Origin of the sequence: Micromonospora sp. LOL_025, from assembly GCF_048060285.1 — a bacterium.
Taxonomy (GTDB): domain Bacteria; phylum Actinomycetota; class Actinomycetes; order Mycobacteriales; family Micromonosporaceae; genus Micromonospora.
On the sequence record NZ_JBHMIR010000003.1, the window covers coordinates 71102 to 84023 of the forward strand.

At 74.4% G+C, this 12922-nt stretch carries 11 protein-coding genes; 6 read left to right on the forward strand and 5 right to left on the reverse strand.

Annotated features, from left to right (window positions below; all coding sequences use genetic code 11):
• Positions 1-63: 63 nt before the first annotated feature.
• Positions 64-1188, reverse strand: a complete 1125-nt coding sequence (locus tag ACFHW0_RS05240; RefSeq protein WP_416605811.1) for an LCP family protein — start codon at positions 1186-1188, stop codon at positions 64-66.
• 135 nt (positions 1189-1323) lie between these two features.
• On the opposite strand from ACFHW0_RS05240, the gene ACFHW0_RS05245 reads away from it, so the two are divergent.
• On the forward strand, positions 1324-3021 hold the full coding sequence (locus tag ACFHW0_RS05245) for an FAD-dependent oxidoreductase (RefSeq protein ID WP_416605813.1): 1698 nt from the start codon (positions 1324-1326) through the stop codon (positions 3019-3021).
• A gap of 18 nt (positions 3022-3039) precedes the next feature.
• Here ACFHW0_RS05245 and ACFHW0_RS05250 read toward each other — a convergent pair whose 3' ends face one another.
• Together ACFHW0_RS05250 and ACFHW0_RS05255 are read right to left on the reverse strand one after the other, a co-directional pair.
• Complete coding sequence (locus ACFHW0_RS05250; RefSeq protein ID WP_416605814.1) at positions 3040-4122, reverse strand: Brp/Blh family beta-carotene 15,15'-dioxygenase; 1083 nt, start codon at positions 4120-4122, stop codon at positions 3040-3042.
• 4 nt (positions 4123-4126) lie between these two features.
• Entirely contained in the window at positions 4127-4825 is a 699-nt protein-coding gene (locus ACFHW0_RS05255; RefSeq protein WP_416605816.1) for a bacteriorhodopsin, read from the reverse strand.
• 209 nt (positions 4826-5034) lie between these two features.
• Between ACFHW0_RS05255 and ACFHW0_RS05260 the strand changes: the two genes are divergently transcribed.
• A complete protein-coding gene (locus ACFHW0_RS05260) occupies positions 5035-5859 on the forward strand; it encodes a bacteriorhodopsin (RefSeq protein ID WP_416605817.1) in 825 nt (274 codons plus the stop codon).
• A 46-nt stretch (positions 5860-5905) separates the two neighbouring features.
• Entirely contained in the window at positions 5906-7462 is a 1557-nt protein-coding gene (gene guaA / locus ACFHW0_RS05265; RefSeq protein WP_416605818.1) for a glutamine-hydrolyzing GMP synthase, read from the forward strand.
• A 7-nt stretch (positions 7463-7469) separates the two neighbouring features.
• On the opposite strand, the gene ACFHW0_RS05270 is transcribed toward guaA, so the two are convergent.
• Positions 7470-7787 carry a PspC domain-containing protein gene (locus ACFHW0_RS05270; protein WP_416605819.1) on the reverse strand — a complete coding sequence of 106 codons (318 nt, stop codon included), beginning with the start codon at positions 7785-7787 and terminating at the stop codon, positions 7470-7472.
• Positions 7788-7931: 144 nt separating this feature from the next.
• Here ACFHW0_RS05270 and ACFHW0_RS05275 point away from each other — a divergent pair, with 144 nt between their 5' ends.
• The 3 genes from ACFHW0_RS05275 (at position 7932) to ACFHW0_RS05285 (ending at position 11218) form a co-directional block, all read left to right on the forward strand.
• Complete coding sequence (locus ACFHW0_RS05275) at positions 7932-8879, forward strand: NUDIX hydrolase (protein WP_121399811.1); 948 nt, start codon at positions 7932-7934, stop codon at positions 8877-8879.
• Positions 8880-9008: 129 nt separating this feature from the next.
• Positions 9009-9935 (forward strand): NUDIX hydrolase, encoded by a 927-nt coding sequence (locus ACFHW0_RS05280; protein ID WP_416605821.1) that lies wholly within the window; start codon positions 9009-9011, stop codon positions 9933-9935.
• Between the two features lie 362 nt (positions 9936-10297).
• Positions 10298-11218: a CDP-alcohol phosphatidyltransferase family protein gene (locus tag ACFHW0_RS05285; protein WP_416605822.1), complete on the forward strand. Its 921-nt coding sequence runs from the start codon at positions 10298-10300 to the stop codon at positions 11216-11218.
• Between the two features lie 67 nt (positions 11219-11285).
• Here the strand turns inward: ACFHW0_RS05285 and ACFHW0_RS05290 are convergent, their stop codons facing one another.
• Positions 11286-12539: a phosphatidylserine decarboxylase gene (locus ACFHW0_RS05290; RefSeq protein ID WP_416605824.1), complete on the reverse strand. Its 1254-nt coding sequence runs from the start codon at positions 12537-12539 to the stop codon at positions 11286-11288.
• Between the last annotated feature and the right edge of the window lie 383 nt (positions 12540-12922).

The window sequence follows — 12922 nt, forward strand, 5'->3', positions numbered from 1 at the left end:
GCCCTCCGCCTGCCCCGAGCGCCGGTGACGGCCCTCCGCCCGCACGAGCGCCGGTGAGGGCGCTCAGCGCGTGATGCGCAGCTTCGGGTTGGCGGCGAGGTAGGCGTCCGCCCGGCCGGCGCGCAGCTCGGTGAGGAACTTCCGTCCGGTCGACGTGAGCTCCTCGCCCCGGTAGCCGCTGCCCTTGCCGACGCCCGCGCCGGGTAGGTCGACCAGCACGAACCTCTCCGGCGTGAGCCCGCCGAGGGCGTACGCGACGTCCACGACGCGCGGCCCGCCCGCGTAGAGCAGGGTGCCGCCGAGCGCGTCGACCACCTGCTGGACGCGCTCCGGCTGCCGGGCCAGGTCCTCGCCGAGGATCTTCGTGGCCAACGCCTTGATCAGCTGCTGCTGGTGGCGCTGCCGGGCGTAGCCGCCGCCGGTGACGTAGCGCTGCCGGGCGTAGTCCAGCGCCTGCCAGCCGGTGAGGTGCCGCTCGCCCTTCTCGTAGACCATCTGCGGCCCGACGTAGCCGCCGCCGCCCGGCGCGGGCTCCCGGTGCCGCCCGTCGGGGCGGCGGTGCAGCGAGACCACCCGCTGGTCGACGTAGAGGTCCACCCCGCCGAGGGTGTCCACCAGCCGGTCGAAGCCGTTGAAGGTGAGCACCGCGCTGGCGTCGAAGCGCAGCCCCGTGTAGCCGCTGACCGTGCTGCGCAGCAGTTCGTACCCCTGGGCGGTGCTCGGCTGCTTGGGCTTGCCGGGCACCCGGCTGCCGTAGCTCATCGCGTGGGTGAGCTTGGTTTTCCCGCCGCGGTAGCCGGCCTTCGGAAAGGCCGGGATGTCGACCAGCAGGTCGCGGGGGAGGGAGAAGAGGTACGCCCGGTCGAGGCCCTTCGGCACGTGCAGCACCAGCACGGCGTCGCCGTGCGGCTCCCAGCCCGGCACGCTGACCCGGGTGTCCACCCCGACGAGCAGGAGGTTGAGCGGGCCGGTGATGCCGGCGCCCGGCGGCGCGGTCGGGCCGGGGGTGGGGCTGGGGGTGGCCTGCGGCGTCCCGGTGCCGCCCGTCGGCCCGATCGCGCGCCGCGGCCCGTCGTCGCGGACGAGCCGGGTGACCACCAGGGCGCCCACGGCCACCAGGACCACGGCCGCGAGGGCGGCCAGCCCCAGCACCCATCGTGGGCGTGGCGCCCCTGTCCGCTGAGTCATGCGACACCCCCGGTGATGACAACGTCCCGACGGGGGCACCGAGTTGCGGGCGGGCGCCTCCGGATCGCGGACGGGAGCATGATCCCGCGAAATCGGGCGCTGGCGCGATGGCTACCGAGCGGTAATGATGCGGTCATGCGGTACGACGTGCTCGTCATCGGGTCCGGCTTCGGCGGCAGCGTCACCGCGCTCCGGCTGGCCGAGAAGGGCTACTCGGTCGGGGTGCTGGAGGCCGGGCGCCGCTTCGCCGACGACGAGTTCCCGCAGACCTCCTGGCGGCTGCGGCGGTTCCTGTGGGCGCCCCGCCTCGGCTGCTACGGCCTCCAGCGGCTCACCCTGCTGCGTCCGGCCGACCGGAAGGCCGGCGGCGGCGTGCTGGTGCTCTCCGGCGCCGGGGTCGGCGGCGGCTCGCTGGTCTACGCCAACACCCTCTACGAGCCGCTGGACGCCTTCTACACCGATCCGCAGTGGCGGGACGTCACCGACTGGCGCGACGAGTTGGCCGGCCACTACGACCAGGCGAAGCGGATGCTCGGCGCCACCACGTACCCCCTCGTCACCCGCGCGGACCGGGCGATGCGGGCGGTGGCCGACCGGATGGGGGCGGGGCACACCCACCACGCCACCCCGGTCGGCGTGTTCATCGGCCGGCCCGGCCAGCGGGCCACCGACCCCTACTTCGGCGGCGCCGGGCCGGCGCGCACCGGCTGCACGCACTGCGGCGCGTGCATGACCGGCTGCCGGCAGGGCGCGAAGAACACGCTGGTCAAGAACTACCTCTGGCTGGCCGAGCGGCTCGGCGCGCGGGTGCACCCGCTGACCACGGTCACCGCCGTCCGCCCGGCCGACGGTGGCGGGTACGCGGTGCACACCGTGCGCACGGGGGCCTGGCTGCGCGCGCGGCGGCAGGTGATCCACGCCGACCAGGTGGTCTTCGCGGCCGGGGCGCTCGGCACCCAGCGGCTGCTGCACACGATGAAGGCGGAGGGTGCCCTGCCCGCGCTCTCGCCCCGCCTCGGCGAGCTGACCCGGACCAACTCGGAGGCGATCCTCGGCGCCTCGGTGCCCCGCCGGCGGGCCCGCGCCGAGGGGCTCGACTTCACCGAGGGGGTGGCGATCACCAGCTCGTTCCACCCCGACCCGCAGACCCACGTCGAGCCGGTCCGCTACGGCCGGGGCTCGAACGCGATGGGCCTGCTCCAGTCGCTGCTGGTCGACGGCGGGCCACGCCGGCTCCGCCGCTGGGTGGGGGTCCTGCTCCGCCAGCCCGGCACGGCGGCCCGGCTGCTGTCGGTGCGCGGCTGGTCGGAGCGGACGGTGATCGCCCTGGTCATGCAGTCGGTGGACAACTCGCTGACGACCCGGCTGCGGCGCGGCCCGTTCGGCCGTCACCTGGTCTCCGGGCCGGGTCACGGCGCGCCCAATCCGACCTGGATCCCGGCCGGCAACCAGGCGGCCCGGCTGCTGGCCGAGGAGATCGGCGGTACGCCCGGCGGCGCCCTGACCGAGCCGTTCGACATCCCGATGACCGCCCACATTCTCGGCGGAGCGGTGATCGGCGCCACCCCGGCCGACGGCGTGATCGACCCGTGGCACCGGGTGTTCGGCCACCCGGGGCTGCACGTGGTCGACGGCGCGGCGGTCTCGGCGAACCTCGGGGTGAACCCGTCGCTGACCATCACCGCCCAGGCGGAGCGCGCGATGTCCTTCTGGCCCAACAAGGGCGACGTGGACCCGAGGCCGCCGCTCGGTGCGCCGTACCGCCGGTTGGCGCCGGTGGCACCCCGCCTCCCGGCGGTCCCGGCCGACGCCCCCGGCGCCCTGCGGTGGTGACCGGGACCCGGTGCCCGGTCAACCGCGGCGCCGGGCACCCCGGCGGGGGAGCAGCCCGTCACCCGCCCGGCGCGGCGACCCGGGCCCGCGTCGGTCCGCCCAGGCGACCAGCACTGCGTGCGGGAGGGTCAGCGCGGCCAGCACGGCGAACGTCGCGGGCAGCGGGTCCGCCCGGTGGCCGGGCCAGGTGACCAGGGCGAGCAGGGCGGCGAGCGCTACCGCCGTGGGAGCCGCCGCCTGCCGGGCGAAGCGACGCAGCGGCGGTCCGACCCGTCCGGCCGCCAGGTCGGCCGTGTTGCGCGGGTCGTGCCGCAGCAGCCGGGCGACGTGGCGGCAGGAGTGCCAGGCCGCGAAGTACGCCCCGACGGCCAGGGCCGGCGGCACCGTGCCGAACAGCCCGGCGAGCAGGACCGGTTGGACGGCGTCGCGGGCGCGTCCCGCTCGGACGTCCCGGATCGCGGTGACCGCGACCGCGCACAGGACCGTGGCCAGTGCCAGCGCCCGCACCTCGTCGGTGAGCAGCATCGGCGCCTGAGGGGCCACCGTCGCCAGCAACGGGTCGACCTGCTCCCGCCACAGCGCCAACGGGACGACCACCGGCGGTCCCCCGTACGCGAGCACGGCCGTCACCCCCGGCCGGACCGGCCGGCGGTCCCGCTCGGCGTGGAACGCCACGTCGGCGGTGCCGAAGTGCACGACCGACACGAGGAGGAACCCGACCAGCGCCAGGTCCGGCGCGGCCCGGAAGACCGTCAGCCCGACGCCGGCCACGGCGGCGTAGGCCGCCAGCAGCGCCACCCGCGCCGACAGCGGCCGGGCGCGCGCCGACAGCCGGGCGGGCACGAGATGGTCGACCGCGCCGTGCGGGAGCCCGAGGAGCAGTCCCGCGACCAGGAAGGCCGGCGAGTCGCCCGGCCCGGCGGCGGCGATCAGCGGGGACGACGCCAGCAGCCCGCCGAGGGCGAGCTGCGTCGCCGTGCCGACGCGCCGCAGCAGCCGGTCCGGCCGTCCCGGGCCCTCCGCCGCGCCGGTCGGCGGTCGTCCGGTCCGGGCGGGCGCCCGGTCGTCCGACACCGGCACCCGGGAGCCGGCCCCGGACACCGGGTCAGACGACGGTGAGCTGATCACGGGCGGACAGGGCGCGTAGCCGGCCGAGATCGAGGATGCTCCAGCCCACCTTCGTCAGGATGGACAGCAGGACGAAGAGCAGGCTGGTGGTGGCGGAACTGACCAGGCCGACACCGGCTGGGCCGATCATCCAGAACAGGGGGTAGCCCACCCAGAGCACGCTGAGCAGCAGGGCCGCCTCCGTGTACACCGCCGCGATCCCTTCCGGCTGACGGTGCGCGTGGGTGCGTAGCGGTCCCCAGATCAGGCCGTAGAGCCCGAGGAGGGCCAGGACCCCGATCGTGAAGAGGGTGTAGCGGATCGTGTCGTTCGCCGCGAGCTCGGCGGCCAGCCCGCAGAGGAAGACCACCAGGTTCGCCCCGACGAGGGCGCCCGTCAGTCCCCAACAGCGTCCGGGCAGCGAGTGCGTCGCGGTCAGCATCAGCGCCACCAGCAACAGGGGCGAGGAGACCGCCCAGTCGACGTACCGCGCCCAGTAGAGCGTGTGGCCGGCCACCTCCGCCGTGCCGGCGCCCAGTGCCAGGACCAGGTACCAGAAGCCGGACCAGAGCGGGATGGCGATCGCCACCCGGTACTCGCTGCGGGGAACGCCCCGCGGATCCGCGCGCCACCGGCTGAACAGCACGACCCCGCCCGCCATGGCGGCCACGTACGTCCACAGCCACCACTCGGTCATGTCCGCTCCTCGGCCGGTTCTGGGCGCCGCGCCCGCCGGGCGGCGCTTTGTGACGGCCCGGAGGCAAGCGGGGCGCCGCTGCCGGCACGCCGGTGGAGATCTCGTTCGGAAGTCCGGTGCCGGCTGGCACAGATAACCTATACGCATAAAAAGCACCTTATGTGACAGTCGCGGCAGGTTCGTGCCGCGCAGAAAGCCGTGAGGTCACCGTGAACGTCGAGAACCTGTTCGGTTACAACGTGATCCAGTACACGCTGGTGTCCCACGTGCTCACGTTGGGCTTCGCGGTGATGGCTGCCGGGCTGGTCTACTTCCTCGCGACCCGCGGCTCTGCCGCACCGCGCTACCAGCTCGCCTCGGTGCTCTCCGCCGTGGTGATGGTGTCGGCCTTCTTCGAGCTGTGGGTGCTCTCGGAACGCTGGCGCCAGGCCTTCACCTGGAACGGGACGGCATACGTCCAGTCGGACGTGCTCTTCTCCAACGGCTACCGGTACATGAACTGGTCCATCGACGTCCCCGTCCTGCTGATCCAGTTGCTGATCGTGCTGGGGGTCACCGGTCGGGCGTTCCATCGCAACTGGGCGATGTTCGTGGTCGGCGGCCTCGGGATGATCTACACCGGCTACGCCGGGCAGTTCTACGAGGTGGACCGCTCGGCCCCGTACTGGATCTGGGGTCTGGTCAGCACGGCGTTCTTCCTGTTCCTGCTTGTCCTGGTCGCCCGGGTGATCTTCGGCAGCCTGGCCCGGCTGCCGGAGTCCGCCCGAGGTCTCGCGCGGGCCGTCTGGTGGCTGGTGCTCATCTCCTGGCTGCTCTACCCGGGTGCCTACCTGATGCCGGCGATGTGGGACTCCGCCGACGGGGTGGTGGCCAGGCAGATCACCTACACCGTGGCCGACATCACCTCCAAGGTGATCTACGGCGTGCTGCTCGGTGTCATCGCGCGCAAGGTCAGCGTCGCCGAGGGGTACGCCCCCGCGGTCGAGGACGACGTCGCCCGCCCACGCGGGGGGATCACCGAGGCGGCGCGGTGACGGACCGGCGGGGGTGGCGCGGGCGCCGTCGGTAGGATCTGCTGCCATGAGCACGCCTCGCCCCGTCCTCGTGGTGGACTTCGGAGCCCAGTACGCCCAGCTCATCGCGCGCCGGGTGCGTGAGGCCAACGTCTATTCCGAGATCGTGCCGCACTCGATGCCGGTCGCCGAGATGCTGGCGAAGGACCCGGCGGCGATCATCCTCTCCGGCGGCCCGTCGAGCGTCTACGCGCCGGGCGCCCCGCAGATCGACGCCGGCATGTTCTCGTCCGGGGTGCCGGTCTTCGGCATCTGTTACGGCTTCCAGGCGATGGCCCAGGCGCTCGGTGGCACCGTGGCCCGCACCGGCAACCGCGAGTACGGCGGGACCCCGCTGCGCCCCCGCCTCCTCGACCCCGGCGTGCTGCTCCGCGACCTGCCGGCCGACCTGCCGGTGTGGATGAGCCACGGCGACTGCGTGACCGAGGCCCCGGCGGGCTTCACGGTGACCGCCGAGTCGGCGGGCGCGCCGGTCGCCGCGTTCGAGGACGTGGCCGGCCGCCGGGCCGGCGTGCAGTTCCACCCGGAGGTCGGGCACACCGCGCACGGCCAGGAGATGCTGCGCCGCTTCCTGCACGACATCGCCGGCATCGAGCCGACCTGGACGCCCGAGAACATCATCGACGAGCAGGTCGCCCGGATCCGCGAGCAGGTCGGCGACAAGGAGGTCATCTGCGGCCTGAGCGGCGGGGTCGACTCGGCCGTCGCCGCCGCGCTGGTGCACAGGGCCGTCGGCGACCAGCTCACCTGCGTCTTCGTCGACCACGGCCTGCTGCGTGCCGGCGAGGCCGAGCAGGTGGAGAAGGACTACGTCGCCGCCACCGGCATCAAGCTCAAGGTGGTCGACGCGCAGGAGCGGTTCCTCGACGCCCTGGCCGGGGTGACCGACCCGGAGCAGAAGCGCAAGATCATCGGTCGGGAGTTCATCCGGGTGTTCGAGGCCGCGGCGCGGGAGGTGGCCGCCCACGGCGACGTCGAGTTCCTCGTCCAGGGCACCCTCTACCCGGACGTGGTGGAGTCCGGCGGCGGCACCGGCACCGCCAACATCAAGAGCCACCACAACGTCGGCGGCCTGCCGGAGGACCTGAAGTTCGCGCTGGTGGAGCCGCTGCGCACGCTGTTCAAGGACGAGGTCCGGGCGCTCGGCCTCCAGCTCGGCCTGCCCGAGGCGATGGTCTGGCGGCACCCGTTCCCGGGCCCCGGCCTGGCCATCCGGATCATCGGCGCGGTCGACCAGGAGCGGCTCGACCTGCTCCGGCGGGCCGACCTGATCGCCCGCGAGGAGCTCACCGCCGCCGGCCTGGACCGGGGCGTCTGGCAGTTCCCGGTGGTGCTCCTGGCCGACGTGCGCAGCGTCGGGGTGCAGGGCGACGGCCGCAGCTACGGGCACCCCGTGGTGCTGCGGCCGGTCTCCAGCGAGGACGCGATGACCGCCGACTGGTCCCGGCTGCCCTACGAGGTGGTCGCCCGGATCTCCACCCGGATCACCAACGAGGTCGCCGAGGTCAACCGCGTGGTGCTGGACGTGACGAGCAAGCCGCCGGGCACGATCGAGTGGGAGTGATCCCGCCTCACGCCGCCGGCGGATAGGTCGGCGGCGTCGGCTGCGCCACGGTCGGCTGCGTCACCGTGGGCGGCGCGGCCTGCGCCGGGTGCGGCCAGGCGGGCGCGCCGGCCGGCTCCTCGGGCATCAGGAACCACATGATCGGGTACGCGAGCAGCGCGAGCCCGCCGGTGAGCAGGCCGGCGACGGCGAAGACCACCCGGACCAGGGTGGGGTCGACGGCGAAGTACCGGCCGAGGCCGCTGGCCACTCCGGCGACCATCCGGTCCGTGACGGGGCGACGGAGCTGCTTGTACGGGGGCTGGGGAGGGGCGGTGTAGGTCATGTCTCCACGGTCCGCGCCGGTCGTCGGAGCGGCCTCGGTGACCGCCCGGATCCCTACCCTGACCCGCCCCTGAGGCGCGAGCATTCAGTCAGGAATCTGACTCTTTTCGATGGAGGTAACCCGGGCCGGGGAGAATTTGGCCCCGTGACCACCATGCTGGAGCCGCTCCGCAGGATCGCGGCATACGCAGTTTGTGCTGACTCAGTCGGCCGGGTGTTGCTGGTCCGCGCATCGGAGCGCTCCGGCACCCCCGGCACGTGGTCGCTGCCCGGCGGGGCGGTCGACCACGGTGAGGACCCGCACCACACCGTCGTCCGGGAGACCGCCGCCGAGACCGGCCTCTCCGTCACCGTCGCGGGCCTGCACGACGTGCTCGCCGACATGCGGGCGCTGCCGGAGCGGGGCATCACCATCCACACCGACCGCCTGATCTACCAGGTCTCGGTGCGGGGCGGGACGCTCGCCGACCGGGTCGACCGGCCGACCGACCTGGCCCGCTGGTTCACCCCGGAGGAAGCCAGCGAGCTGCCGCTGCGCTCGTTCACCGCGCGGGCCCTGGGCCTGCCCGCCTCGTCCGCCGACATCGTTCCGGACGAGGCGCCGGAGTTCCCCTCGTTCTACGCCGTGCCCGGCCCCGACGGGCTGCACCGCGCCCAGCGCTTCGCCGCGTACGCGGTGGTGACCGACCCGGACGACCGGGTGCTGCTCACCCGCGTCTCCGACGGCTACCCGGGGGCGGGCTGCTGGCACCTGCCCGGCGGCGGCACCGACTACGGTGAGCAGCCCGGCGCCGCCCTGATCCGGGAACTGGTCGAGGAGACCGGGCAGACCGGCCGGCTCGTCGAGCTGCTCGGCGTGGCCAGCCACCGGGACGCGGCCTCCCTCGGCCCGGAGGGCTATCCGATCGACTGGCACGGCGTCCGCGCCTTCTACCGGGTCGTGGTCGACAAGCCGGCCCCGCCCACCGTCGCCGACGTCGGCGGTTCCACCTGCGAGGCCCGCTGGTTCGGCCGCGAGGAGCTGGGCGCCCTCCCCACCGACCGCCTGACCGAGGTGACGGCGGAAGCCGTCCAGGCCGCCCGCCTGGCCTGACCGCCCCGTCCCCAGGGTCCTCCCTTCCTGTTCGTCGATCATGAGGTTGACCGGGCGTCACGCCGGACCCGCTGCGGCTAACCTCATGATCGGCGGAACGGGTCGGCGCGGGCGGGGGAGTGCGGGCGGGTGGAACGACGGCGACGGGTCGGCGCGTACGGGGTGTGTCGGGGCCCGGACGGGCGGGTGTTGTTGGTCCGCGGCTCGGGCGCGTGCCCGGTCCCGGGCGTCTGGCAGCTTCCCGGGGGCGGCGTCGAGCACGCCGAGCATCCGGCGCACGCGGTGGTCCGCGAGTTCGCCGAGGAGACCGGCCTCACGATCGAGGTGACCGGGCTGCGGGCGGTGTCCGCCGACGTGACGACCTTCCGTGACGACGGCGTCGCGGTGCACACCGACCGCGTGGTCTTCGATGTCGTCGCGCGCGGCGGCGAACTGCGGCCGGAGCCGGCCGGCGGCAGCGACGAGGCGGGCTGGTTCACGACCGCCGAGGCGGCGGCGGTGCCGCTGGTGCCGTTCACCGCCGAGCTTCTCGGCCTGCCCGTGTCGCCCCTGCTGCCGGATCTGCCCCGCTCGCCGGTGGAGGGGCCGGTCGCCCCGCTCCCGCCCGACCGGAGGCAGCGCTTCGGGGCGTACGGCCTGGTCACCGACCGCGCGGGCCGGGTGCTGCTCACCATGATCGCCGACGGTTACCCGGGTGCCGGCCGGTGGCACCTGCCGGGCGGCGGGACCGACCACGGCGAGCAGCCGGTCGCCGCGCTGCTGCGCGAGCTGGTCGAGGAGTCCGGCCAGCTCGGTCGGGTGGTCGAACTGATCTGCGTCGACAACCTGCACAACCCGGCCGCGCTGGGCCCGGAGGGGCGCCCGCTCGACTGGCACGGCATCCGGGTGGTCTACCGGGTGGCGGTGGACACGCCCACCGAGCCGCGGGTGACCGAGCTAGCCGGCGGATCCACCGCCCGCGCGGGGTGGTTCACGCCGGAGCAGCTCACCGGGCTGCCGCTGAGCGGGATCGCCGCACTGGCGCTGGCCAAGGCCCCCGCAGGCGACCGTCCGTAACCGGACATCGGTGTCGCCGGCGCCCGCTCGCCGAGCCGGCGGAGACTGGGTCCGGTACATTCGATGTGGGGTTGGTGGAGGAAACGGGCGATGGAGCCCGAGATGGGAATAAGAGAGCGGTTCGCGCGGTTAGACCAGATATTAAGTACCGCCGGCAGCTATCGCCAACCCCCGTTCCCCTATGCGATGGTGTACTCCGCAAAACGGCTGCCGGGCCAGAAAGGTCCGGCACGAGACAGCCGGACACCCGCCCTCGCGGCGGTAACCGATCCGGTGATGGAGGAAACGTGCCGAGAGCCCCATGGCGCCGGCGTCGTACCACTGACAGTCCGCGTCCCGCAGGGCGTCGCTGGGCGGGCCCGTTGCGCCGCAGCAGCACGCTCGCCCGGCAGGTGCTGCTGGTCCGCGTCGGGCGCCGCGACGGCGACCTGCACGCGACCAGCGACCTCTCGATGCCCGAGCACCGCTACGCCGACCGGCCGCGCCGCCGCTACGGACTCACCCGGGTGGAGCGCGTCGACGTCGCCTCGATCGTCCCGGTCAGCCCCGCGCTCGGCCCCACGACCCCGGTCGACGACGACTCGGCGATGTCGATCCCGCTGCTTCCGGGCGAGCGGACGGTCGCCCGCCGGATGAAGTTCGCGGTGGTCAACGCCTGCACACTCAGCAGCCTGATGCTCGGCATGCTGGCCATCTTCCTGGCCATGCAGGGCGAGGTGCGCATCGCCGCGCTCTGCCTGATCGCCTGCGTCGTCTTCGACGGCCTCGACGGCGCGCTCGCCCGCAAGTTCGGCGTGGCCAGCCCGTTCGGCGCGCAGATGGACTCGCTGGCCGACATGTGCTCGTTCGGCCTGGCCGCCCCCGTGGTGGTCTACGCCTCGCTGGCCGGTTCGGTCTCCACACCGGCCGCCGCGGTGGCCTGCGCCCTCGTCGCGGCGTGTGCGGCGATCCGGCTCGCCCGGTTCAACGTCTCGCCGAAGGACGGCAGGTTCTTCTGCGGCGTGCCCACCACCATGGCCGCCGCCGTGCTCGCCCTGACCGTCGCCATCGGGCTGCCCGTGCCGGGCATCGTCCAGGTCGCCGGCGTGGCGCTGCTCGCCTTCGCCATGGTCTCCAGCTTCCCCTACGCGAAGCTTGCCCGGCTGGTGAAGCTGCCGCCGTGGCTATGGCTGGCCCCGGTGATCGGCGCGCTGATCGACATCCGGCTCACCTTCGCCCTGATCGTGGTCGGTTACCTGGTCAGCGGCCCGGTGCTCTGGCTGCGTCAGCGCCGTACCGCCTGAGGCACGTACGCGAGAAGGGGCGCCGCGATCCCGCGGCGCCCCTTCTTCATCTCGTCCGGACAGGCCCTCAGCTCCAGCGGGCGATGACGGTCGAGCCCCCGACGACCTTGTCCCCGGGGCCGACCAGCGGCTCCGCCGCGTCCGCCGGCAGGTAGACGTCGGTGCGCGAGCCGAACCGGATCAGGCCGAAGCGCTCGCCCCGGGCCAGCAGCGCGCCGATCGGCGCCCGCTGCACGATCCGCCGGGCGATCAGGCCCGTGCGCTGCGCCACGACCACCGTGCCGCGCGCGGTGTCCAGCACCGTGTACGCGGCCACGTTGTGCTCCGCCGCCGGCTTCATCGCGTTGGCGAAGCCACCGTCGGCGACGAAGTAGTCGACCACCTTGCCGGCCACCGGGGCACGGTTGACGTGCACGTCCAGCACCGACAGGAAGACGGCGATCCGCAGCCACTCGCCCTCGCCGAAGCGCTCGTCGTGCAGCCGCTGCACCGACAGCACCCGACCGTCGGCCGAGGCGACCACCGCCGACGAGTCCTCCGGCACGTCGCGCTCCGGGTCCCGGAAGAAGGCGGCCACCGGGGCGGCGGCCAGCGCCGGCAGCAGCCAGAGCTTCGACTTCGGCCGGGTCGCCCGGGCCACCGCGGCGAGGCCCAGCGCGATGCCGGCCGCGGCCACCCCGTTGGAGTCGATGTGCATCCCCCTGGTCAGCGGGACGCTGGACGGGCGGTACGCCGGGGCCAGCCGGGCGGCCGACGCGGCGTCGGCCGGGGTGTAGCGGAGCCGGTACACCCGCAGCGGCGGCGTGTTGCGCAGCACCAGGTCGACCCCGACGCCGTACAGCGCGCCCTGCCGGTCCAGTTCGGCGGCGGCGCCCGCGGTACGCCCCGGCGTGGCGGTCGTGGCCACGCTCAGCACCGCGCCGTCGGCGAGGTACTTCGTCAGGCCCTCGACGGCGGCGCGGGTCTCGTCGGCCGTGCCGGTCAGCGGCTCCCCGGCGACGACCACCGCGGCCGGCTCGGCCTCGGCGAGGGTGTCGACCACGCGGACCCGGTCGGCCACCCAGCGACCCTGGGCGGTGACGTGCTCCCGGAGGGCCGCCGGGGAGGTCGACCCGGCGGGCACCAGGGTGAGGGTGTCGCCGGGCAGCAGCGCGTCGATCGCCGCGGCCAGCACCGCGGACTCCGGCGTCGCGCCGACCAGCAGCGCGGCCTTCGGGTCGTTGATCCGGGCGAGCTCGGAGACGAGGGTGCGGGCGGCTCGCTCGCCGATGCGGACCGGGCCGGACCGGCCGAAGGTGCGCACGGCGGGGGACTGCGTCATGTCGGACGGACTCCTGACGGGTAGAGACGGGAATCGCGGCGGGACCGCCACGGCGGCGCGGTCCGGCCGGCGCGGCGGCCAGGTCGGCGCGGGCCGGCCGGCGGAGGCGAGTTCTCCACGGCCAGCATAGGCCGCCGTCGCCGACGGCCGCACCGCTGTGGTCAGCCGCGCGTGCGCTCCTCACCGGCCGGCGGCCCGTCGGTCCGCCGGGGCAGGGCGTCCTCGTCGGCGGCGCGGTCCTCGACCGCCTCGGGCCGGACGTCGGTGACGGCCTCCGTCGGCCACTCGTCGGCCTCGCCCCCGGCCCGGGATCCGGTCGCCGTCGGTCCGCCCACCGTCGGTTCGCTCGGCGTCGCTCCGCCGGTCATCGGCGCGGCGACGTC